20 protein-coding genes are annotated in these 21,852 nt (G+C 73.8%); 6 read left to right on the top strand and 14 right to left on the bottom strand.

The genetic code is table 11. The features are described 5' to 3' along the window. Positions 1-14: 14 nt before the first annotated feature. The 3 genes from ACIBCA_RS06265 to ACIBCA_RS06255 form a co-directional block, all read right to left on the bottom strand. Positions 15-206 carry a hypothetical protein gene (locus ACIBCA_RS06265; protein ID WP_396281646.1) on the bottom strand — a complete coding sequence of 64 codons (192 nt, stop codon included), beginning with the start codon at positions 204-206 and terminating at the stop codon, positions 15-17. Between the two features lie 192 nt (positions 207-398). Continuing rightward, positions 399-839 carry a molybdenum cofactor biosynthesis protein MoaE gene (locus tag ACIBCA_RS06260; protein ID WP_396281645.1) on the bottom strand — a complete coding sequence of 147 codons (441 nt, stop codon included), beginning with the start codon at positions 837-839 and terminating at the stop codon, positions 399-401. A gap of 107 nt (positions 840-946) precedes the next feature. Then, positions 947-2,095 (bottom strand): NAD-dependent epimerase/dehydratase family protein, encoded by a 1,149-nt coding sequence (locus ACIBCA_RS06255; protein WP_396281644.1) that lies wholly within the window; start codon positions 2,093-2,095, stop codon positions 947-949. A 199-nt stretch (positions 2,096-2,294) separates the two neighbouring features. Between ACIBCA_RS06255 and ACIBCA_RS06250 the strand changes: the two genes are divergently transcribed. Beyond that, positions 2,295-3,917 carry a zinc-dependent metalloprotease gene (locus tag ACIBCA_RS06250; RefSeq protein WP_396281643.1) on the top strand — a complete coding sequence of 541 codons (1,623 nt, stop codon included), beginning with the start codon at positions 2,295-2,297 and terminating at the stop codon, positions 3,915-3,917. Next, positions 3,914-4,501, top strand: coding sequence for an NUDIX hydrolase (locus ACIBCA_RS06245; RefSeq protein WP_396281642.1), 588 nt, complete (start codon positions 3,914-3,916; stop codon positions 4,499-4,501). Before ACIBCA_RS06250 ends, ACIBCA_RS06245 begins: the two co-directional genes overlap by 4 nt. 68 nt (positions 4,502-4,569) lie before the next feature. On the opposite strand, the gene ACIBCA_RS06240 is transcribed toward ACIBCA_RS06245, so the two are convergent. Next, positions 4,570-5,157, bottom strand: coding sequence for a SprT-like domain-containing protein (locus ACIBCA_RS06240; protein ID WP_396281641.1), 588 nt, complete (start codon positions 5,155-5,157; stop codon positions 4,570-4,572). A gap of 373 nt (positions 5,158-5,530) precedes the next feature. Between ACIBCA_RS06240 and ACIBCA_RS06235 the strand changes: the two genes are divergently transcribed. From ACIBCA_RS06235 to ACIBCA_RS06225, 3 genes are all read left to right on the top strand, one after another. Continuing rightward, positions 5,531-6,619, top strand: coding sequence for a ThiF family adenylyltransferase (locus tag ACIBCA_RS06235; protein ID WP_396281640.1), 1,089 nt, complete (start codon positions 5,531-5,533; stop codon positions 6,617-6,619). A gap of 483 nt (positions 6,620-7,102) precedes the next feature. Then, positions 7,103-7,696 (top strand): dihydrofolate reductase family protein, encoded by a 594-nt coding sequence (locus ACIBCA_RS06230; protein WP_396281639.1) that lies wholly within the window; start codon positions 7,103-7,105, stop codon positions 7,694-7,696. Between the two features lie 189 nt (positions 7,697-7,885). Then, entirely contained in the window at positions 7,886-9,298 is a 1,413-nt protein-coding gene (locus ACIBCA_RS06225) for an ABC1 kinase family protein (RefSeq protein ID WP_396281638.1), read from the top strand. Between the two features lie 90 nt (positions 9,299-9,388). On the opposite strand, the gene ACIBCA_RS06220 is transcribed toward ACIBCA_RS06225, so the two are convergent. From ACIBCA_RS06220 to ACIBCA_RS06205, 4 genes are all read right to left on the bottom strand, one after another. After that, positions 9,389-9,793 (bottom strand): hypothetical protein, encoded by a 405-nt coding sequence (locus ACIBCA_RS06220; RefSeq protein WP_396281637.1) that lies wholly within the window; start codon positions 9,791-9,793, stop codon positions 9,389-9,391. Then, positions 9,790-10,158: a WhiB family transcriptional regulator gene (locus ACIBCA_RS06215; protein ID WP_396281636.1), complete on the bottom strand. Its 369-nt coding sequence runs from the start codon at positions 10,156-10,158 to the stop codon at positions 9,790-9,792. The genes ACIBCA_RS06220 and ACIBCA_RS06215 overlap by 4 nt, the downstream gene beginning before the upstream one ends. Before the next feature lie 170 nt (positions 10,159-10,328). Beyond that, positions 10,329-10,790 carry a hypothetical protein gene (locus tag ACIBCA_RS06210; protein ID WP_396281635.1) on the bottom strand — a complete coding sequence of 154 codons (462 nt, stop codon included), beginning with the start codon at positions 10,788-10,790 and terminating at the stop codon, positions 10,329-10,331. 281 nt (positions 10,791-11,071) lie between these two features. Next, positions 11,072-13,333 (bottom strand): ATP-dependent DNA helicase UvrD2, encoded by a 2,262-nt coding sequence (locus ACIBCA_RS06205; RefSeq protein WP_396281634.1) that lies wholly within the window; start codon positions 13,331-13,333, stop codon positions 11,072-11,074. A gap of 166 nt (positions 13,334-13,499) precedes the next feature. On the opposite strand from ACIBCA_RS06205, the gene ACIBCA_RS06200 reads away from it, so the two are divergent. Beyond that, a complete protein-coding gene (locus ACIBCA_RS06200; RefSeq protein WP_396281633.1) occupies positions 13,500-13,757 on the top strand; it encodes a mycoredoxin in 258 nt (85 codons plus the stop codon). Positions 13,758-13,786: 29 nt separating this feature from the next. Here ACIBCA_RS06200 and ACIBCA_RS06195 read toward each other — a convergent pair whose 3' ends face one another. The 6 genes from ACIBCA_RS06195 to ACIBCA_RS06170 form a co-directional block, all read right to left on the bottom strand. Next, positions 13,787-14,626 carry a GntR family transcriptional regulator gene (locus tag ACIBCA_RS06195; protein WP_396281632.1) on the bottom strand — a complete coding sequence of 280 codons (840 nt, stop codon included), beginning with the start codon at positions 14,624-14,626 and terminating at the stop codon, positions 13,787-13,789. 241 nt (positions 14,627-14,867) lie between these two features. Continuing rightward, the gene (gene nudC, locus ACIBCA_RS06190) at positions 14,868-15,809 is read right to left on the bottom strand and encodes an NAD(+) diphosphatase (protein ID WP_396281631.1); all 942 of its coding nucleotides are present in this window, start codon (positions 15,807-15,809) and stop codon (positions 14,868-14,870) included. Between the two features lie 58 nt (positions 15,810-15,867). Continuing rightward, positions 15,868-17,271 carry a dipeptidase gene (locus ACIBCA_RS06185; RefSeq protein ID WP_396281630.1) on the bottom strand — a complete coding sequence of 468 codons (1,404 nt, stop codon included), beginning with the start codon at positions 17,269-17,271 and terminating at the stop codon, positions 15,868-15,870. 134 nt (positions 17,272-17,405) lie between these two features. Next, positions 17,406-20,282, bottom strand: a complete 2,877-nt coding sequence (locus ACIBCA_RS06180; RefSeq protein ID WP_396281629.1) for an ABC transporter permease — start codon at positions 20,280-20,282, stop codon at positions 17,406-17,408. Then, positions 20,279-21,043 (bottom strand): ABC transporter ATP-binding protein, encoded by a 765-nt coding sequence (locus ACIBCA_RS06175; RefSeq protein WP_396281628.1) that lies wholly within the window; start codon positions 21,041-21,043, stop codon positions 20,279-20,281. The genes ACIBCA_RS06180 and ACIBCA_RS06175 overlap by 4 nt, the downstream gene beginning before the upstream one ends. A 112-nt stretch (positions 21,044-21,155) precedes the next feature. Then, positions 21,156-21,785 carry a PadR family transcriptional regulator gene (locus ACIBCA_RS06170; protein WP_396281627.1) on the bottom strand — a complete coding sequence of 210 codons (630 nt, stop codon included), beginning with the start codon at positions 21,783-21,785 and terminating at the stop codon, positions 21,156-21,158. Between the last annotated feature and the right edge of the window lie 67 nt (positions 21,786-21,852).

The following is a 21,852-nucleotide window of genomic DNA, read 5'->3' as shown; positions in this document are numbered from 1 at the left end:
CCGCGCCCGCCGGGTCAGTGCCCGGACCGCTCCCCGGACGCCCCCGCGCCCGCGGTGGTGCGTTCCATCGCGGCCATGAAGCGCCGGTGCTCGGCGAGGGAGGCCGGGTCCCCCGTGGCCCTGGGGGCCCGCTGCGCCCAGCCCGCCCACACGGCGGCGAGCAGGACGGCGACTACCGGAATGATCAACCAGGCGAGCGCGCTCATGTCGGTACTCCCAGCTCGTCGTGTCTATGAGCAGATTAACCACCCCGGCGGACAACGCCGACGGCGCCGTCCGGGTTACGGGGCCGCCGATCGGCTCACTTCCAGGGAGTATCCGGACCACCCCGCCGGACCCGTTCGAGTGAGGGACCGGCGCGCCTGACACGAGCGGCGCTTCGCGTGTGCCCCGCGGGGTCAGCAGCCCCCGGCGCCGACCCACTCCTCCTCGCCGTCGGCGAAGACCTGGTGCTTCCAGATCGGCACCTCGTGCTTGAGGTCGTCGATCAGCCGGCGGGCCGCCGCGAACGCCTCGCCGCGGTGGGCGCAGGAGACGGCGACGATCACGGCCTTGTCGGTGATCTCCAGCCGGCCGATCCGGTGCACCGCGGCGAGCGCCAGCACCGGGAAGTCCGCCACGACCTTCTCGGCGACCCGGCGCAGCTCCTCCCCGGCGCTCGGGTGGCAGCTGTACTCCAGCGCCGTCACCGACTTGCCGCCGTCGTGGTCACGGACCGTCCCGACGAAGACCGTCGTCCCGCCCGCCGCGTCGTCGCCGACCGCCTCGTAGACCTCGTCCAGGGACAGCGGGGTGTCCCGGATGGCGAGCAGGCGGATCGGGTCGTGGTTCTCGGACATGGCCCCATGATCCCCCATCGGGGGCACACCCGGGCAGGGTCTTCCGCATCACGATGCCGTGATTTCGCATCGTGAGAACGCGCGCCGATCCGTCGATGCCCCCGGCGTCAGAACCTGCGCCGCTTGCGGGCCCGGCGCACCAGCGCCGCCGTACCGACCAGCGCCACCGTCGCCCCGGCCGCGCCCAGGCTCGTCGCGGCCTCCTTGCCGCCCAGACGCCGCCCCGCCACCGCGTGCTTGCCCGCCACCTGCGCCAGCAGCTCCGCCAGCACCTGCTCGTTGGTGTGCGCCGGGCGCCAGCCCGCCTCGTGCAGCCGGCTGCCGGAGACCACCCACGGGTACATGGTGTACGCCAGGTCCCCCGCCGGGGCCGGCGTCAGGCCCAGCCGGTGCAGCCGGGCCGCCGTCCCCAGCGCCAGCGCCGCCGGCAGCTCCATGCGCCGGATGCCCGACAGGCGCTCCACGTCCTCCTGCTCCAGCCAGCCGTCGCAGCCGACCGTCACCTCGCCGTCCACCAGGCCCAGCGCCGCGTACTCCAGCGCCGCCGCCAGGTCGTCCACGTGGCAGAACTGCCAGCACGGGCGGGATCCGGCCACCACCAGCAGCCGGGGCGCCTCGAAGTGCCGGGTCAGCACGGTGTCCACCCCCGGGCCCACCACCACGGCCGGGCGCAGCACCGTCACCTGCAGCCCCGGGTGGGCGCGCGGCGCCCGCCGGGCCAGGCGCTCGATCTCCAGCAGGTCCCCGACGAGGGACGCCTCCTCCGTGGCCCGCAGCTCGGAGTCCTCCGCCAGCGGCACCTCGTTGTCGGGCAGCGCCCCGTAGACCATTGCCGAGGTGCACAGCACCACCCGGTGCACGCCCGCCGCGGCGGCCGCGGTCAGCACCGTCTGCGCGCCGCGCACGTTGTAGGCGCTGCGGGCCCTCGGGTCGGACTCCATCCCGAAGTCCATCGCCAGGTGCACCACCACGTCCACCCCGGCCAGCCGCTCCGCGACCGCGGGGTCCCGCACGTCCAGCACCCGCCACTGCACCCCCGGCACGTCGCCGCGCCGGTCGTCCACCGCGAGCACCCGGCGCACGTGCGGCGAGGCCACCATCCGGGCCGCCACCCGCTCGCCCAGCACGCCCGCGGCACCGGTCACCGCCACGGTCAGCGGCCGTCCGCCGTAGGCTGGAGGCGGCGACGCCGTGGCGTCCGGGTCGTCCTCTCCAGCGGTCAGCCCAGAGCGAACGTCCGAAGGCGGGGAACTCACCGGCCATCCTCCACGGTTAGCTTATGTGCGTACGGACGTGTGTCACGTACGTCCATCCTGCCCGAGGCGAAGGCCCCGCGGTGCACCCGGCGCGGGCCTGCCGTGCGGGAGCCGCGCACGAGTCCCCCACTGAGCCGGTGCCCCGGGCGGCAGCACTTCCCGCCACACCCGTATGACGGCCGACCGGATCGAGGACCCCGTGAGCGACCTTCCCTTCGGATTCGGCGTTCCGCCCGAGGAGCCCGAGGACGGCAAGGCCAAGCCCGACGACGCCCAGCAGAAGAAGGACGCGGGCGGCTCCGACGCCGCCTCCGGCGCCTCCCCGGCCGGCGCCTCCGCGTCCGGCGAGGGCGGCCAGCAGCCGTTCGGGTTCGGCGGCGCCAACCCCTTCGGCGCGCTCTTCGGCCTGCCCGGCGCCCCGGGGGCCGGAGGCGCGGGCGGGGACAACCCCTTCGCCGCGATGTTCGGCGGCCTGGGCCCCGGCGACCTCGGCGCCGCCTTCCAGCAGCTCGGCCAGATGCTCTCCTTCGAGGGCGGCCCCGTGAACTGGGACCTCGCCACCAACATCGCCCGGCAGACCGTCGTCGCCGAGCCCGCCGAGGGCAAGAGCAAGGACCGCTCCGTCAGCGCCGCCGAACGCTCCGCCGTCGCCGAGGCCGTCCGCCTCGCCGACCTGTGGCTCGACGGCTCCACCGAGTTCCCCTCCGGCGCCGGCACCGCCGTCGCCTGGAGCCGCGCCGAGTGGATCGAGGCCACCCTCCCCGTCTGGAAGGACCTCGTCGACCCCGTCGCCGAGCGCGTCGGCACCGCCATGGGCGGCGTCCTGCCCGAGGAGATGCAGGCCATGGCCGGCCCCCTGATGGGCATGATGCGCTCCATGGGCGGCGCCATGTTCGGCACCCAGATCGGCCAGGCCCTCGGGGCGCTGGCCGCCGAGGTCGTCGGCTCCAGCGACGTGGGCCTGCCCCTCGCCCCGGCCGGAAAGGCCGCGCTGCTGCCCCAGAACGTCGCCGAGTTCGGCGAGGGCCTCAACGTCCCCGTCGACGAGGTCCGCCTCTACCTCGCCCTGCGCGAGGCCGCCCACCAGCGGCTCTTCGCCCACGTGCCGTGGCTGCGGGCCCACCTGCTCGGCGCCGTCGAGGCGTACGCGCGCGGCATCAAGGTCGACACCTCCCGCATGGAGGAACTCGTCGGCCAGCTCGACCCGAGCAACCCCGAAGCCCTCCAGGACGCGCTCGCCGGGGGCCTCCTCCAGCCCGAGGACACCCCCGAGCAGAAGGCCGCGCTCGCCCGCCTCGAAACCGCGCTCGCCCTGGTCGAGGGCTGGGTCGACGCCGTCGTCCACGCCGCCGCCGAACCCCACCTGCCGCAGGCCGGCGCGCTGCGCGAGACCGTCCGCCGCCGCCGCGCCGCCGGCGGGCCCGCCGAGCAGACCTTCGCCACCCTCGTCGGCCTCGAACTGCGCCCGCGCCGGCTGCGCGACGCCGCCCGGCTGTGGGCGCTGCTCGCCGACGCCCGCGGCATCGAGGGCCGCGACGCCCTCTGGGAGCACCCCGACATGCTGCCCACCGCCGCCGACCTCGACGACCCCGACGCCTTCGTGCACCGGGGCAGCGGCGACCTGGAGGGCGGCATCGACTTCGACGCCCTCGACAAGCTGCTCGGCGAGGCCGCCGCGGGCGGCAGGACCGACCTCACCAAGGGCACCGACCCCGGCCCGGGTGCGGGCTCCGGCCCCGACGCCGAGCCCGGCTCCGACCCCGGCCCCGACTCCGAGCCCGGCTCCGACTCCTCCGGCGGAAAGGGCGAGCCCACCGCATGACGGCCACCCGGACCGACACGCCCACCCTCCACGAGGACGCCGTCCGCGCCCTCACCTCCTGGCGGCCCGCCGAGGAGGATCAGGCCCGGCTGCGCGAGGACTACCTGGCGCACCTGGCCGAGCAGCCCGAGGGCCTCTACCGCTCCTGCCTGCCCGCCCACATCACCGCCAGCGCCGCCGTCGTGGACCCGGCCGCCGGTCGGGTGCTGCTGACCCTGCACCCCAAGGTCGGCCGATGGCTGCAGATGGGCGGGCACTGCGAGCCCGGCGACGCCACCCTGGCCGCGGCCGCGCTGCGCGAGGCCGTCGAGGAGTCCGGCATCCCCGACCTGACCCTGCTGGAGGCGGACGGCGCCCCGGTGCCCGTCAAGCTCGACCGGCACCTGGTGCGCTGCACCGGCAAGGACCGGCCCGAGAACGTCCACCTGGACGTCCAGTACGTCGCCCTGGCCCCGGCCGGCGCGCAGGAACTGATCAGCGAGGAGTCGCTGGACCTGCGCTGGTTCGACTACGACCGCCTCCCGGACCTGGCCGACCGGTCCGTACGCGACCTCGTCGCCCGGGCCCGCCTCCTCACCAGCTGAGGTGCGGCACCCGAAGGGGGCGTGAGCCGATCCGGCTCACGCCCCCTTTCTTGTCGCTCCCCGTCACCTCAACCGCAGGAACCCGCCGGCTCGGCCCCCTGCGCCGCACCGTGCCGGGCCCCGGGAATGTGCGGCAGCCGCGCCGCCGACACCACACCCTCCAGATAGCCCCGCGCCCGCTCGGTCCGCGGGTACGCCTCCAGCAGCGCCCAGAACGCCGGGCCGTGGTCCGGCACCAGCAGATGGGCCAGCTCGTGCAGCAGCACGTAGTCGAGGACGTAGTCCGGCATGCCCTGCAGCCGGTGGGACAGGCGGATCGTCCCCTCGCTGGGCGTGCAGGAGCCCCAGCGCGAATTCTGATTGGTCACCCAGCGCACGTGGACCGGCAGCGCCCGGCCGTCCAGATACGCGTCCGACAGCTCACGGGCCCGCGCCATCAGCGCCTCGTCCCCGGGAACGCGCCGCTTCTCCTGCGCGGCGAGCTTCTCCAGCATCTGCGCCACCCAGCGCTGCTCCTCCGCGGGCGACATCCGGGCCGGGATCAGCACCACCGTCCGGTCACCCTCGCGGTAGGCGGACACCGTACGGCTGCGGCGGGCACTGCGGCGCACCTCGACCCGGCCACGGTCGTGCGGCTCCTGGGGCGCGGCCGGCACCGCCTGCTGTTCCTGATCCGCCCGTCCACGCGTGCTCGGCGCCGCCACTTGCGACCCGGACGCTGCACGGGCACGCCGACGCGACGCCGGTGGATGGGAGTCCCGCTCGGCTGCCATGGCACACGACGTTACCCGCTACCCCTGACAGAAGTCCGCTGCCATGGCCGAAATCTTTCGTGGAGTGATCGGGAACGAAAGGCCGACATGAAGTGTCCGGAACTCGACCCTCCGGGGAGGCCCCTCGTTATCCACAGGGTTCGCGAACCGATCATGTGATCACCATCCCGGGCCTGTGGATAACTTTCCGCACGAAGTCGGCGAGATGGTGCAAGCTGCGGTCAGCCGTCCGGAAACGATCGGAAGGGAGATCGCCGTGCGCCTTGCCCTGAAACCCGCGCTGTCCCGCAGCTGGCGGGACTCCGAGACCCTGCAGTTCGGAACCGTCACCCGCTTCGCCGGGGTGCTCGGCAACGCCGACAAGACCCTCTGCGCCTTCCTCGCCCTGCTCGACGGAACGCGCGAGCGACCGGCACTCCTCGACGAGGGCGAACGCCTCGGGCTCGGCCGCGAGCCGGCCGAGGCGCTGCTCACCGAACTGGAGGAGACCGGGCTGCTCGACGACACCGCCGCGGCCGCCACGGCCCTGGCGCGTTTCCCCGAACCGCACCGCAAACAGCTCGGGCCCGACCTCGCCTCACTCACCCTCGTCCACTCCGGCCCCGGCGCCGCACCGGCGATCCTCTCCCGCAGGGCGGACCTGCGGATCGAGGTCCGCGGCGCGGGCCGGGTCGGCGCGGCCGTCGCGGCGGTCCTCGCCGCCGGCGGCGCCGGCGAGGTGACCGTCGTGGACGGCGGCCGCGTCCTGCCCGGTGACTGCTCACCTGCGGGCGTACCGCCCCAGGACGTCGGCCGGCTGCGCTCCACCGCCGCCAAGGAAGCGGTGCAACGGGCCTCGGCCCGGCCACCGCGCCCCGCCCCACGCCGACCATCCGGCGCGCCGCCACCCGACTTCGTGGTGCTCGCACCACGGGACGGCAGCGCGGCCTTCGCCGGAGGGACGTACGAGGCCCGGCTACTGCTGCGCGCCGGCGTGCCACACCTGTACGTGGGCGTGGTCGAGGAGTTCGGCATCATCGGACCCCTCGTGATCCCCGCGATGTCGGCCTGCGGGCACTGCCTGGTACTGCGCCGCGAGGACGAGGACGCCGCCTGGCCGCGGGTCCTGGCCCAACTCGCCGGCAACGGCCCCGGCCGGGCCCGCACCCCGGCCTGCGACACGGCTCTGGCCACCACCGTCGCCGGCCTGGCGGCCCTGCACGTCCAGGTCTACCTGGACGGCGGCCGCCCGCCGAGCGTCGACGGCTGGTGCGAGGTGTCCGCCACAGACGGAATGCCACGACGCCTGCGCCTCCGCGGGCACCCGGACTGCGGCTGCCTGTGGCGGCCGCTGCCCCCGGGCTGAGAACCGATCCATCCGAGAGGAGAGCGAGACCGAAGAGAACCTCTGACCAGGGGCAGGCCCCGCGGCTGCACGGCTCGGCAGCCACCCGGCCTCCCCACGGAACCACGGGCGACCCACCGGCCTCACGAGCCGATGGCCAGGTGAAGCCCGCGGTCCCGAACACCCTCAAGGCCGGGCACGATCAACGCCCCCCTTTCGGCCAGGGTGCGCAACGCCTCTCAACGGCCCGCGCCCCTGCCGACACGGCAGGGGCGCGGGCCGGGCACACAACCGGGGAACCGCCGCCATTCGAGGTACGAGGTGGGTGGGCGCTGGGTGGGTGGGTGGGCAGGCGGCGGGTGGTGGGTGGGCGGGGGGGAGGGGGAGGGGCCCCGGGAAGGGTGAAATGTGATCTGAATCACCGGGGTGGGGTGATGATTCTCGCGCAGGTTGCCGGTCTCCCCTCACGAAGCCCCGAACCCCAGAGCCCCGAAGGATCACCCCATGCGCATCGTCACCAACCAGTTCATCAGCCTCGACGGCGTCGTCCAGGCCCCCGGCGGCCCGCAGGAGGACACCGACGGCGGCTTCGCCCACGGCGGCTGGTCCCACCCCTTCTTCGACGCCGACACCATCGGCCCCTTCCTCGCCGAGACGATGAGCACCACCGATGCCCTGCTCTTCGGCCGCCGCACCTGGCAGACGATGGCCGCGGCCTGGCCCGAGCGCGCCGGCGACCCGTTCGCCGACCAGATGAACTCGATCAAGAAGTACGTCGTCTCCGACACCCTCACCGAGGCCGACCTGACCTGGACGAACACCACCCTCGTCCCCGGCCCCGAGGCCGCCGCCTGGGCTCGCCGCCGACGCGAGGCGGACGGCGGTGACCTGCTGATCATGGGCAGCCCGACCCTCGTCCGCTCCCTCCTCACCGAGGACCTGGTGGACGAGCTGCGCCTCATCGTCATGCCGGTCGTGCTCGGCGGCGGCAAGACGATCTTCCCGACGGACGGTGTGCGGCGCGCCTTCGAGCTGGTCTCCACCACGACCGCCAAGACGGGCACCCACGTCACCACCTACCGCCGCGCCACCGCCTGACACCCCACACGCAGGAAGTCGACCCCGCCGACTTCCTGCGCACACCACCACCCTCCATCCCACCGACCGCGGCGCGAACTGCCTGCCCCGCCCGGCGAAATACCGCCGGGCCCGGGCCGGGGAGCGGGCACAATGGCCTAGTGATGGTGGGCCGTCCGGCGTCGGGGGGCCAGGGATTTGGAGGCCCGGGTGAGCGATCTTCCGCGCAAGGCAGTGACCCGCACGGCACGGCTCGCCGCCCTGCCCCTGGGGATAGCCGGCCGCGCCACTCTCGGCTTGGGCAAGCGGATCGGCGGCCGCTCCCCCGAGGTGGTCACGGCCGAGCTCCAGCAGGCCACCGCGGACCAGCTGTTCAAGGTCCTCGGTGAGCTCAAGGGCGGGGCGATGAAGTTCGGGCAGGTGCTGTCCGTCTTCGAGGCCGCGCTGCCCGAGGAGGTCGCCGGGCCGTACCGGGCCGCGCTGACCAAGCTGCAGGACGCCGCTCCCCCGATGCCCGCCGCCACGGTGCACACCGCGCTCGCCCAACGGCTCGGGGACGACTGGCGCGAGCTGTTCCTGGAGTTCGACGACCGCCCGGCGGCGGCCGCCTCGATCGGCCAGGTGCACCGGGCCGTCTGGCACGACGGGCGCCGCGTCGCCGTCAAGGTGCAGTACCCGGGCGCCGGGGACGCGCTGCTGGCGGACCTCGCCCAACTGGGCCGTGTGGCCTGGCTGCTGGGCCCGCTGATCCCCGGCCTGGACATCAAGCCGCTGATCGTCGAACTGCGCGAGCGGGTCTCCGAGGAGCTGGACTACGAGCTGGAGGCCCAGGCCCAGCGCCTCCACGCCGAGGAGTTCGCGGACGACGTGGACATCGCGGTGCCGGGCGTGGTGGCGCAGGGCGACCAGGTGCTGGTCACGGAGTGGATGGACGGCACCCCGCTGGCCGAGGTGATCGCCTCCGGCACCCAGGAGGAGCGCGACCGCGCCGGGCAGCTGCTGGCCCGGTTCCTGTTCGCCGGGCCGGCCCGCACGGGCCTGCTGCACGCGGACCCGCACCCGGGCAACTTCCGGCTGCTGAAGGACGACGGCCCGGTGTCGGGCTGGCGCCTGGGCGTGCTGGACTTCGGCACGGTGGACCGCCTTCCGGGGGGCCTGCCCGAGCCGATCGGGGCGTCCCTGCGGATGGCCCTGGACGGGGACGCGGCGGGCGTGCTGAAGATGCTGCGCGAGGAGGGCTTCGTGAAGCCCTCGATCCGCCTGGACCCGGACGCGGTGCTGGACTACCTGGTACCGATCATCGAGCCGGCCGCGGTGGACAGCTTCCACTTCACCCGGACGTGGATGCGCGCCCAGGCGGCCCGGATCGCCGATCCGCGCTCCCCCGCGCACAACCTGGGCAAGCAGCTGAACCTGCCCCCGGCCTACCTGCTGATCCACCGGGTGACCCTGAGCACCATCGGGGTGCTGTGCCAGCTGGGCGCCAAGGCCCCGTTCCGCGCGGAGATGCTGGAGTGGCTGCCCAGCTTCTCCGACGAGCCGACGAGCCCACCGGCCAAGCCGGCCAAACCGAACCCGCCGACCCCACCGGCCAAGCCCACGAAGGCCAGGCGCAAGAGCTGACCCAACGGCCGCAGGCCGCTTCCCGGCCCTCGGAGACGAGGATCGGGGAGCGGCCTGCGGCATGACAGGGGAGGAACCGAACGGCGGCGCCTACATCAGGGCGACGGCGAGCGCCTTGCGCGCCCGCAGGGAGGCCCGCTCGGCCCGCTGCCGGAGCTTGCGCGCCCGGACGACCCGGGCGACGAGCCGTTGGTTCTCGGCCTCGTGCAGCCTGTCTTGCATATGCGCACGCGCCAGGGATTCGTGGAGGAGTTGCATCTCGAGGGTCCTGTTCTGGATCTGAAGTTCGGTGGTCTGCTCTGCGCGGACGGTCGGATCGATGGCGGCGGGGGTCATGTGGTGGTCCTGCTCGTGGTGCGTGGTCGGGAACGGAACGGTGCGGGCCGCTGCTGCGTCGGCCTTCGCTGCGGCGATCCGTACGGATCGGCGGAGGGCACTGTCCGGTGGGGGCTGCTCTCCCCGGTGGACGGCCCTGGCGGAGTCGGCGGGATTCACGCCATGACCTCGGTCTTGCGCGGACGCCCACGGGGCCGCTTGCGGGCCACGACGACACCCTGAACGAACAGCTCGCCACCCCAGACGCCCCACGGCTCGCGACGCTCCAGAGCGCCGGCGAGGCAGGCTTCCTTCACCGGGCACGTGCCGCAGAGGGACTTCGCGTACTCGACGTCGGCGGGCGTCTCGGCGAAGAAGACCTCGGGGTCGAAGGCGCGGCAGGGGATGGGAAGGCCGAGGGCCTCGGCCTGCTCGATCGAGTTGAGCTGCATGAACGGAACCTCCGGAGGGTCGGCCTGGTCGGCCTTGGTGTTCTGGCTTGTCGTCGGTACGGACGGGGTGGGCGGTGTGATGACCGTGGACACTGTGGGCGTCTTCCTCGTCTTCTCAGTGGTTCCGGCTCGGTGGACTGGTGGTGCCGGGCCGGAGGCCCCGGAGGGCCTGGGTGGTCTTGCGTACCGGACAAAACAGAAGGGCCGCGAATCCCGGTGGTGACGGGTTCCGCGGCCCTGGAGGGTGCCGACCTGAGGCTGGCTCAGGTTCGTTCTCTCCAGGGTTCGGGGCCGCGGAAGGCCCGCATCCGGATGGCCTCGGCGCCGATGAAGGCGGCCTTGGCCTGTGCGATCTGCTGCTCGTTCTGCTTCACCTGGGTGTTTCCGGCACCGATGACCTGCGCATAGCCGCCATGCTTGGCGGCGGCTACGGCCGCCTTCGGTGCCTGCGTCGGTCGCTCATCGCGCATGGGCCGCGACGTGCCGAACGACGCCCAGGTACCGGACAGACCGGCCTCGACGGAGGTGCCTTCGACGTTCCTGCCGCCCGGGGCGCAGAGATCAGTGTGTCCAAGCGCACTGACAGCGGGGACGACGGAGACACCGGTGGTGTCGAGACCCAGACCGGTTCCACCGAGCTCGGCGAGCGCCCGCAGGCGGGCGGCACGCAGGGAGGCAGCAACAACGGTCTGGCCAGTCAGTTTGGTGATCATGATGTTTCCCATTGCCTTCGCCTCCTCTCGGCGTCTCGCGGAGCCTGGTCTCCCTGGCTCCGAATCTTCGGATGTCTGTCTCGGTGAAGCTGTGTGGCCGACCGGGCCGTGAGGCCCCGCGGCGCTGTGGTCTCGGGGATTCGGCACAGGTGTGACCTGTGCGATCTCGTCCCCTTGACCGCTCCGGCAGGCTATTGCGCTCCCGGTACGCCGCGCAAACTATTTTTCACGGCCGTGTTTCGCCGTGTGTAGGAAAGTCCCCCGAGCGGCCTCTCGACCGCGCCCGGACCGGCTCACGCCGGATCGCCCGGCTCGCCGTCCTCGACGTCGTCCGGTGCCTCCTCGGGCTCCTCCCCCGCACACAACGAGAGCACGGAGGCCCCGTACTTGTCCAGCTTCATGGCGCCCACCCCCGAGATCTGGGCCAGTTCGCGGGTGCTGGAGGGCACGTCCTCGGCGATCGCCATGAGCGTCGCGTCGGTGAACACCACGTAGGCGGGGACGCCCTGGCCCTTCGCCTGCCCGGCCCGCCATTCGCGCAGCCGCTCGTACAGCCCCTCGTCCATGGTGGACGGGCAGTCCTCACAGCGGCGCAGCTTGCGTTCGACCGCCTCGGTCAGGACGCGGTCGCAGACCCGGCACTTGACCGGCCCGCGGGCCCGTCGGGCGGCGGAGCGCTCGCCGGTCTCGGCGCTCCCCCTGCCCGCGCGCCCGCCGGTGCGCGCGCCGGGTGCGGAGGAGCCGGGGCGCAGACCGTCCATGAAGCGGCTGGGCTTGCGGGAGGCGCGCCCGCCCGGGGAGCGGGACAGGGCCCAGGACAGCGAGAGGTGCTTGCGGGCGCGGGTGACGCCGACGTAGAGGAGGCGGCGTTCCTCCTCGATCTGTTCGTCGGTCTTGGCGTAGATGATCGGCAGGGTGCCCTCGGTGAGGCCGACGAGGTAGACGGCGTCCCATTCGAGGCCCTTGGCGGCGTGCAGGGAGGCGAGGGTGACGCCTTCGACGGCGGGGGCGTGCTGGGCGGCGGCGCGGGCGTCGAGTTCGGCGACGTAGGCGGCGAGGTCGGCGCCCTGTCCGGAGGCGGCGCGGGTGCGCTGGAACTCCTCGGCGAGGCGGACGAGGGCGGCGAGGGATTCCCAGCGGTCGCGGACGGCTCCGGAGCCGGCGGGGGGTTCGGGGGTGAAGCCGCGGGTGGCGAGGACGGCGCGGACCTGTCCGGCGAGGTCGGGGGCGCCCTCGGTGAGCGGGTCCTCGGCGGCGCGGGCGGCGCCGCGCAGCAGGATGCCGGCGTCGCGGACCTCGGGGCGTTCGAAGAACCGTTCGGCGCCCTTGAGCTGGTAGGGGACGCCGAGGTCGGCGAGGGCCTGTTCGTAGACCTCGGACTGGCCGTTGGTGCGGAAGAGGACGGCGATCTCGCTGGCGCGCACGCCGGTGGCGAGGAGGTCCTTGATGCGGCGGGCGGTGCTCTCGGCCTCGGTGGGTTCGTCCTCGTACTCGGTGTAGACGGGTTCGGGGCCGGCTTCGCGCTGGGAGACGAGTTCGAGGCGGTGGCGGGCGGCCTCGCCGCGGGCCTGGGAGAGGAGTGCGTTGGCGAGGTGGACGACCTGGGGGGTGGAGCGGTAGTCGCGCACCAGTTTGACGACGGTGGCCTCGGGGTGGCGGGTGCGGAAGTTGAGGAGGTAGTCGGGGGTGGCGCCGGTGAAGGAGTAGATGGTCTGGCTGGCGTCGCCGACGACGCAGAGGCTGGCGCCGCCTCCGGGGCCGGTCCACTGGTCGAGGAGGCGCTGCTGGAGCGGGGAGACGTCCTGGTACTCGTCGACGGTGAAGTGCCGGTACTGGGAGCGGACCTGGTCGGCGATGTCGGGGCGGTCCTCGAGGATGGCGGCGGTGAGCAGCAGGACGTCCTCGAAGTCGATGGCGCCGCGGCGGCTCTTGGTCTCCTCGTAGACGCGGTAGACCTGGGCGGTCTCGGCGGGGTCGCGGGGGGTGTCGCGGCCGATCTTCGCGACGGCGCTCGGGTAGTCGTCGGGGCCGATCTGGGTGACCTTGGCCCATTCGATCTCGGCGGTGAGGTCGCGCAGTTCGGTGCGCTGGACGCGCAGGCCGCAGCGGCCGGCGGATTCGGCGACGAGCTGGACCTTGCGTTCGAGGAGCTGGGGGACGGGGCCGCCGACGGCACGGGGCCAGAAGTACTGGAGCTGGCGCAGGGCGGCGGCGTGGAAGGTGCGGGCCTGGACGCCTTCGGCGCCGAGCTGGCGCAGCCGGCCGCGCATCTCGCCGGCGGCGCGGGCGGTGAAGGTGACGGCGAGGACCTGGGCGGGCTGGTAGACGCCGCTGCGCACGCCATACGCGATGCGGTGGGTGATGGCGCGGGTCTTGCCGGTGCCGGCGCCCGCGAGGACGCAGACGGGGCCGTGCAGGGAGGTGGCGACGGCGCGCTGTTCGGGGTCGAGCCCGGCGAGGACGGCGTCGGGGCCGGTGGCGGCGCCGGGGTCGGCCCAGCCGTGGGGGGCGTCGTACGGGCTGCCGCTCAAGAGGTCTTCCTGCATGCGTTCCATCCTCTCAGTCCGGTGGGACAACGCGGGCGGGGTTGTCCACAGGCCCGGTGTGATCGGAGGATGATCGCTTCCGCTCGTCGGTCGGTGCGGCCGGAATGCCCGCCCTCCGGTGGGTGTTGCGGCTGTGAGACCGTACGACCCGATTCGAACGACAAGGAGTCCCTCGATGTCCGCCGCCGTGACGATGTACAGCACGACCTGGTGTGGGTACTGCAACCGTCTCAAGAGCCAGCTGGACCGTGAAGGCATCGCCTACACCGAGATCAACATCGAGCAGGACCCCGAGTCCGCGAATTTCGTGGAGTCGGTGAACGACGGCAACCAGACGGTCCCGACGGTGCTGGTGACGCCGCAGAGCGGTGGCGAGCGGGTCGTGATGACGAACCCGAGCCTGATCCAGGTGAAGAAGGCCCTGGCCGCCTGAGCGGCCGGACGCCGCGGGCCGGCGCGTGGTCAGGGCGCGTCGGCCCGCGCGGGGTCGACGGGCGCGGCGGGGGCGGGCAGGCTGGTGCGGGCGCCGAGGTCGCCGACGCCGTAGACGAGCCGGCAGCGGTCGGCGGAGTAGCGGGTCTCGATGACGCGCACGGGCCCGCGCCGGTCGTAGGTGACGCGGGTCTGGACGACGAGGGGGACGCCGGGGCCGCCCTGGAACCACTGGGCCTCCTCGGGGCCGGGCATCCGGGCGACGAGGTGGTCGACGGCGCCGATCTCGGTGCGGCCGAGGGCGGCGAGGACGGCCTCGTCGCCGCCGTCGACGGGGTCGGGTTCCATGAGCGGGGTGCCGGCGGCGAGCCCGGCGCGGTAGTGGCTCTCCTCGATGGAGTACGGCTCGCGGTCGAGCAGGCGCAGCTGGCGCCGCACGACGATGGCCTCGCCGGGGCGCAGCCCGAGGCGTTCGGCGATGTCGACGCGGGCGCGGACGATGGTCATCTCGAAGTCGGTGCCGAGGTCGCGTCCGGCGTCTGCGGCTTCGCCGAGGTAGACGGCGGAGGGCGCGGCGAGGGTGTCGCGCGGGGCCGGGGTGAGGGTGGGGCCGTAGGCGCGGTGGTCGAGGACGGGGTGTTCGCGCAGGTAGGTGCCCTTGCCCTGGAGGCGCACGAGGCGGCCTTCGTTGACGAGGACGTCGACGGCGAGGCGGACGGTGTTGCGGGCGACGCCGTACTGGCGCTCGAGTTCGCTCTCGACGGGCAGGGCTGCGTCGGTGGTGAATTCGCCTTCGGCGATCCGGCGGCGCAGGTCTGCGGCGAGGCGCTGGTATTTGGGGGATTGGGCGGTGCCCCTCGGAATCGTCACCCGAGTGAATGTAGCGATCGCGGTGAGGCGTTTTCAGCCGTTTCCGGCAATGTCGTCCGGGCGGGTTGACGGGCGGGGCCCAAGGGTGTCCTGGGGTAGCACAACTGGCCCGTCCGGCCACGAACCTCAGGGGGTGATGGTTTCGCGCAGGGGTGGGAATGAAAAAAGGGGGCGCGCGATATGAATCGCACGCCCCCTCTCCACGGGATCGGCGGAAACCGCCCGCGGAATTCGTACAGGATTACCAGCGGGCCGCCGCAGGAAGAGGTTCCCCGTACCAGAGCTCGACGAGGTGGCGGGCGATCGAGATGCCGGAGGGCGGCAGGATCTCCCCCGCCTCCATCCCCGCGCGCAGCTCCTCCCGGGAGAACCAGCGCGCCTCGGCCAGCTCCTCGCCGTCCACGGTGATCCCCGTGCCGTCCGGCAGGGCGCGCCCGCTGAAGCCGAGCATCAGGCTGGACGGGAACGGCCAGGGCTGGCTGGCCACGTAGCGCACCTCGCCCACGGCCACGCCCGCCTCCTCGTGCACCTCACGGCGCACGGCCTGCTCGATGGACTCCCCCGGCTCGACGAAGCCGGCGAGGGTGGACCAGCGGCCCTCCGGCCACAGGGCCTGGCGGCCGAGCAGGCAGCGGTCCTCCTCGTCGGTGATCACCATGATCACCGCCGGGTCGGTGCGCGGGTAGTGCTCGGCCGCGCAGGAGGTGCAGCGCCGCACGTGCCCGGCGCCGGCCTTCTCGGTGGGGTGGCCGCAGCGCGAGCAGAAGCTGTGCAGCCGGTGCCAGTGCTCCAGGGCGACGGCGTGGACCAGCAGCCCGGCGTCGCGGTCGGACAGCATCGCGCCGACCTCGCGCAGCCCGGCGGGGCGGGCGTCGCCGTCCAGGCGCCCGGGCAGGGTCTCCCCGGCGAGCGCGAAGTAGGAGACGCCGTCCTCGTCGGTGCCCAGGAAGTACCGGTCCCCGCCCTGCGGCGCCTCGAAGGAGGGCATCAGGACGAGTTCGGTGCCCTGCGCGGTGTCGACGACGAACGCCTCGCCGCCGGCGATCGGCAGCACCCGGGTCGTCGGGTGGCTCCAGGCGGCGGCCAGCCAGGGCTCGTCGAAGCGGTGCTCGGCCGCCCGGTCCACCCCGGCCCGGGCCAGGGCCAGGTGTGGGGTGCGATCGGTCTCAGGCACGGTGCTCACGTCGTTCCATCCCCATGTGATGAGTCATCCGGATGAGTGATCTGGCTGGCGGGGCGCGTCACGCGCCCGGCCGGAAGTTCTCGGCGAGGTCGCCCCACAGGTACGCGGCGGTCTCCACGCCCTTGGCGAGCAGGCCCAGGTCGATCTTCTCGTCCACCGAGTGCCAGCCGTCCGAGGGCACCGAGATGCCGAGGAAGAGCACGGGGGCGCCGAGCACGTCCTGCAGGTCGGCGGCGGGGCCGGAGCCGCCCTCGCGGGTGAACAGCACCCGCTGCTGGAAGGCCCGCTCCATCGAGCGGACGGTGGAGCGCAGCGCCGGGTGGTCGAGCGGGGTCAGGCAGGGCCGGGTGGCGCCGGGGAAGGTGATCTCGTGGCGGATGCCCTCGGGCACCCGCTCGGCGACCCAGGTGCGCACGGCCTCGCGGACCTTCTCGACCTCCTGTCCGGCGACGAGCCGGAAGGAGAGCTTGAGGTGGGCGGAGGACGGGACGATGGTCTTGCCGCCGGGCCCGGTGTAGCCGCCCCAGATGCCGTTGACCTCGGCGGTGGGCCGGGCCCAGATCCGCTCCAGAGTGGAGTAGCCCGCCTCGCCGCGCAGGCCGTACGACTTGGCGACGCGCAGCCACCGCTCCTCGTCGAAGGGCAGTTCGGCGAAGAGTTCGCGCTCGCGGTCGGTGAGTTCGACGACGCCGTCGTAGAAGCCGGGGACGGCGACCTTGCGGTCGGCGTCGTGCAGGCCCGCGGCGAGTTCGGCCGCGACGGCCGCAGGGTTGGGGACGGCGCCGCCGAAGGAGCCGGAGTGGATGTCGGTGTCCGGCCCGTACAGGTCGATCTGGGCGTCGGCGAGGCCGCGCATGCCGGTGCAGACGGTGGGGGTGTCCTCGGCCCACATGCCGGTGTCGGAGATGATCACGACGTCGGCGGCGAGCCGCCCGGCCTCGCGGCGCACCAGGTCGGCGAAGTGCGGGGAGCCGGACTCCTCCTCGCCCTCGACGAGCAGCTTGAGGTTGACGGCGGGCGCGGTGCGGCCGGTGGCGGCGAGGTGGGCGCGCACGCCGAGGGTGTGGAAGAACACCTGGCCCTTGTCGTCGGCGGCGCCGCGGGCGTGGAGGCGCTCCTCCACGAAGGTCGGGGTGAACGGCTCGGTGGCCCAGCCGTCCTCCTCGGCGGCGGGCTGCACGTCGTGGTGGCCGTAGACCAGGACGGTCGGCGCGGACGGGTCCCCGGAGGGCCACTCGGCGAACACGGCCGGCAGGCCGTCCGTCTCCCACACCTCGGCGACCGGGAAGCCGGTGTCGCGCAGCTTGGCGGCGAGCCACTCGGCGGAGCGGCGCACGTCGCCAGCGCGCTCGGGGTCGGCGGAGACGGAGGGGATGGCCAGCCACTCGCACAGGTCGGCGAGGAAGGCGGCCCGGTGCTCGGCGATGTGGGCGCGGACGGCGCTGTCCGGGGTTCTCGTCATGACGACGACTGTAGTTCGCCCGTGCGGGTGCCCGCCCCGGCCCTGCGCCCGGCGGGCCCGCTCCCGCCTGTAACGTCCGTCACCCCCGCCACGGCGGGAGGCCGTGACGGGGGTGACGCGGCGGCGCGCGGGCCTCAGCCGGAGCGGCGCAGCAGGGTGATCCGCGAGCGGGTGAGCAGCGCCGCGAGGCCGGCCGCGAGCAGCGGCAGCGCGAGGACGGTGACCAGGATGTTGGTCCAGGGGACGGCGATCAGGGTCTGGTTGGCGAGCTCCTGCGTGCTCATGCCGGGGTAGCCGCTCGAGTTGAGCTTGCGCAGGGCGACGGCGGGTACGACGCCGCAGACGACGCCGAGCGCGGTGCCCATGGCGGCGATGACCCCGCACTGGAAGCCGGACAGGGAGCGCCGGATGCGCGGTTCGGCGCCGATGGCGGCGAGGGTGGTGAGGTCGCGCTGGGAGTCGGCGGCGGCCAGTCCGGTGGCGATGCCGGCGGCGCCGAGGGCGACGAGGGCGGCGAAGGCGCTGAGGCCGATGCTGATGAGGTCGCCCTTGCTGCGGTAGCCGCGTTCGATGTCCAGCTGGTTGTAGTCGGTGTACCGGCCGAGCGCGCCGGCGGCCTTCTGTTCGGCGCCGTCGCTGGGGGCGGCGCCGGGCAGCCAGACGGAGCCGGCCTGGCTGGTGGTGAGGCCGAGCCTGGTGGCGGTCTCGGGGGTGATGACGGCCTGGCGGTGGGCGGGGACCACGGCCGGGGCGAGGACGGCGTCGACGAGCACGTCGGTGGGGGCGGGCCGCTTGGCGCCGCTGAGGCCGGCGGTCGGCTCCACGGGTTCGCCGAGGCGCAGGGTGACCTTGCCCTCCTTGTCGAGGTAGCCGGGGTCGAAGACGACGGCCTTGCCGGCGGCGAGGGCCTGCCCGGCGGCCGGGTCGGTGACGCCGTAGAGGTTGTGCAGGAGGGTGGCGTCGCCGGCGGTGAGGTCGCCGAAGCGGCTGCCTCGGCGTTCGTCCTCCCGGCAGCGCGGGTCGCTCTCCAGGACGCGGATGTACTCGCCGGGCTGGGCGGAGTCCGCCAGGTCCTGGGCGGGGCAGCGCTTGTCCTTGGGCTTGACGACCATGATGTAGCCGCAGGAACCGTTGCCGGAGCAGTCGCCCTTGTAGTTGACCCGCTGGACGTCGGCGCGCGGGCCCAGGTCGGGGATGTTCCGCTCGACGGCCTCGCGCAGCTGCGGGAGCATCTGGCGGTTGGTGTCGGGGGTCCAGGCGGCGCCGAGCATGACGGCGTTGGACGGGCCGGCGGCCGTGTAGTCGAGGCGGTACTGCTCCTCGAAGCTGGCGATGTAGATGCCGACGGCGACGGAGCCCGCGACGGCGGCCATGACGGCGGCGACGGCGGGCGCGGTGCGGCCGCGGTGGCGTACGGAGTCGCGCAGGGCGAGGCGGGGGCCCAGCGGCAGCCAGCGGCCGAGCCGGCCGAAGAGGCCGACGAGGAACGGCGTGAGGACGACCATGCCGAGTTCGGCGAGGGCCGAGCCGCCGATGACGGTGAGGCTGCGGTTGGCGGACTTGCTGGTCGCGCCGAGCAGGGCCGCGGCCGCGCCGCCGCCGAGCATGAGCAGGCCGAGGACGGCGAGGCGGCGGCTCGGCGGCTTGACGGAGTCCCGGCTGGTGAGCGCGGAGACGACCTCCTGGCGGGACGCCTGGACGGCGGGGACGACGGCGGCGAGCAGCCCGGTGACGAGGCCGACCGCCAGGATGCCGACCAGGTCGATCGGCTGGACGTTGAAGTGGCCGAAGCGGGATCCGGCGCGTTCCTCGGCGGCGGTCCGGAACGCGGCGGTCAGGCCGAGGGCGACGGCGATGCCGACGGCGGCGCCGGTGAGGCCGAGGACGATGCCGCCGCCGAGGACGACGGCCCGCACGTTGGCCCGTTCACCGCCGGCGGCGGCGAGCAGGCCGAGCTGCCGCCGGGACCTCCTGGCGCCGACGGCGAAGGCGGGGCCCGCGAGGAGGACGATCTCCAGCAGGGCCATGCCGACGACGGTGCCGAGGATGACGACGGAGGTGCGGTTGAAGAAGGAGGGCCGGTCGTCGCCGCCGCGCCGGTCGGCCTCGACGTAGAAGGGCACGTCGGCGCGGGCGGGCGGGTCGAGCAGGACGGCCCGGGAGGTGGCCGCGAACCCGTACGAGTTGAGCTCGAGGACCTTGTTCCAGTCGAGGGAGGCGCCGCCGGGGAGTTTGACGAGCCACTTGTCGACGGTGCCCGGGGCGGTGACCCCGTCCGCCTTGCGGCCCGTGCCGGAGGACGCCTGGGCGAGGGGGGTGAGCAGGGCGCCGGGGCGGGCGATGATCTCGGTGGCGCCGAGTTCGCCGGGGTACTCGACGACGGCGGTGATGGTGAAGGTCCTGGAGTCCAGGCCCTGCATGCCGGTGGTGCCGCCGAGCTTGAGGCCCGAGCGCTTGAGGAAGGCGCTGGTGACGGCGACCTGGTCGGGGGCGGCGGGGGCCCGGCCGTCGAGGAGGGAGACGACGCCCGTCCAGACGGGGTCGGTGAGGTCCTTCTCGGAGGTGCGGGTGGTGAGCAGCCCCTCGGCGCTCCGGGCGGCGCCGTAGCTTCCGGCCGGCTCGGGGACGAAAACGGTTCCGGCCGGGAGCAACTGGCGTACCAGGTCGGCGGGTTCGGTCTCCTGGCTGCGCTTCTGGGCGGGGGTCCGCTCGGCGTTCCCGCCCTGGGTGTCGCGGCCGGCGGCGGGCATCGTCATGCCGTTGTCCGGGTCGGGGGCCTGGAGGACGAGCTGTCCGCGCCCGGCCACGCGCAACTCGGCGTCGGCCTGCCCGATGACGCGCGCGACGTGTTCGGTGGGCGTGAGTTCGCCGCTGCGGTAGAAGACGTCGGCGCCGGTGACGCCGAGGACGGGCAGGGCGATCATGGCGATGACGAGGGCGCTGCGGCCCTTGGAGCGCAGGGCGTCCCGTCGGGCGATGCGCAGCGCGACCCGCCAGGCTCCGAGCTTCACTCGTCCACCTGCTTGCTGTTGGCGGCGGCCGTGACGAGGAGGCTGGCGGCGTCCTGGCTGACGGACTCGTCGACCATCCTGCCGTCGCGCAGGAAGACGACGCGGTCGGCCCAGGCGGCGTGCCGGGCCTCGTGGGTGACCATCATGGCGGCGGCGCCGGCGTCGCAGCGGGCGCGCAGCACGGCGAGGACGGACTCGCCGGTGGTGGAGTCCAGGGCGCCGGTGGGCTCGTCGGCCAGGACGAGGCGGCGGTCGCCGATGAGGGCGCGGGCGATGGCGACGCGCTGCTGCTGGCCGCCGGACATGTCGTCGGGGAAGCGGTCGGCCAGCTCGTGGATGCCGAGTTCGGTGAGCGCGGCGAGGGCCTCGCGGCGGGCGGCGCGGCTGGAGACGCCGTCGAGTTCGAGGGGCAGGGAGATGTTCTCGGCGGCGGTCAGCGCCGGGATGAGGTTGTAGTCCTGGAAGACGTAGCCGATGGAGCGGCGGCGGACCTGGGCGAGCCGCTTGCGGTTGAGGCCGCCGAGGGCGACGCCCTCGACGAGGACCTGCCCCTCGCTGGGGCTGTCGAGTCCTCCGGCGAGGGTGAGCAGGGTGGACTTGCCGGAGCCGGACGGGCCCATGACGGCGACGAACTCGCCGGGGTGGACCTTGAGGTCGACTCCGCGCAGGGCGTGGACCTGGGCGGCGCCCTGACCGTGGACGCGGGTGACGTTCTCCAGGTGCAGCACCGGCTCGGGCCGGCCGTGTGGATCGTGGGACACGATTCCCCCCTCGTTGCTGGGTGTGGGCTCGGGTCGGGCCGAGCCCGGTGGTTCCGGGGCGGGCCTCAAGGGCCCTGGGCCCTCTCTTTCGGCAAGAGCCGATGGAGAGGCCCTAGCGGCGGGTGCGGCGCAGGCCCTTGGCGGGCGGGGCGGCGGCGACTCCGTCGCGGGCGGCCTGGGCGGCGCGGGCCTGGCGCAGTTCCGCCTGCTTGGCGAGCCGGGTCTCGCAGTGGTCGAGCCAGCGGATCTCGGCCTCGGTCTGGAAGATCAGCTGGTCGAGGACGAGCAGCCAGGCGAGGTCGTTGCCGGCGGTGGGCCCGTCCGCGGGTTCGGTGGCCAGGGCCCGGCCCTTGAGCCGGGTGTAGTCCTGCAGGGCCTTGATGCTGTGGCGGCGCTGGCCCTGGACGACGGCGGAGACGTCGACGCCGGGGACGGTGACGGCCATGGCGAGCTTGATCGCCAGTTCGTCGCGCGGCGGGCTGGTGCGGGGCACCGGGGTGTCGAACCAGGCCCGCAGTTCGGCGCGGCCGGCGTCGGTGACGGCGTAGAACTGGTGCCCCTCCTCGTCCTCCCCCGCGGGTTCGACGAGGCCGTCGCGCTCCAGCCGGGCGAGGGTGGTGTAGACCTGCCCGACGTTGAGTGGCCAGGTGGCGCCGGTGCGCGCCTCGAATTCGACGCGCAGCTGGTAGCCGTAGCGGGGGCCCTGGTCGAGCAGGGCGAGCAGACCGTGGCGGATGGACATACTCAGTATGTATACCCGGTATGCCCTGCCGCCTCAAGCCGCGCCCCCCTCCCCCGGCGAGCGGGTA

This window comes from Kitasatospora sp. NPDC051170 (assembly GCF_044455705.1).
GTDB lineage: Bacteria > Actinomycetota > Actinomycetes > Streptomycetales > Streptomycetaceae > Kitasatospora.
This window is presented reverse-complemented; position numbering and strand designations above follow the sequence as displayed.

What these genes read in the sequence shown, in the direction of transcription:
- ACIBCA_RS06200 (WP_396281633.1), top strand. Translation starts at nt 13,500, where the DNA reads ATGTCCGCCGCCGTGACGATGTACAGCACGACCTGGTGTGGGTACTGC.
- ACIBCA_RS06230 (WP_396281639.1), top strand. Translation starts at nt 7,103, where the DNA reads ATGCGCATCGTCACCAACCAGTTCATCAGCCTCGACGGCGTCGTCCAG.
- ACIBCA_RS06170 (WP_396281627.1), bottom strand. Translation starts at nt 21,785, where the DNA reads ATGTCCATCCGCCACGGTCTGCTCGCCCTGCTCGACCAGGGCCCCCGC.
- ACIBCA_RS06260 (WP_396281645.1), bottom strand. Translation starts at nt 839, where the DNA reads ATGTCCGAGAACCACGACCCGATCCGCCTGCTCGCCATCCGGGACACC.
- ACIBCA_RS06245 (WP_396281642.1), top strand. Translation starts at nt 3,914, where the DNA reads ATGACGGCCACCCGGACCGACACGCCCACCCTCCACGAGGACGCCGTC.
- ACIBCA_RS06265 (WP_396281646.1), bottom strand. Translation starts at nt 206, where the DNA reads ATGAGCGCGCTCGCCTGGTTGATCATTCCGGTAGTCGCCGTCCTGCTC.
- ACIBCA_RS06185 (WP_396281630.1), bottom strand. Translation starts at nt 17,271, where the DNA reads ATGACGAGAACCCCGGACAGCGCCGTCCGCGCCCACATCGCCGAGCAC.
- ACIBCA_RS06210 (WP_396281635.1), bottom strand. Translation starts at nt 10,790, where the DNA reads ATGGGAAACATCATGATCACCAAACTGACTGGCCAGACCGTTGTTGCT.
- ACIBCA_RS06205 (WP_396281634.1), bottom strand. Translation starts at nt 13,333, where the DNA reads ATGGAACGCATGCAGGAAGACCTCTTGAGCGGCAGCCCGTACGACGCC.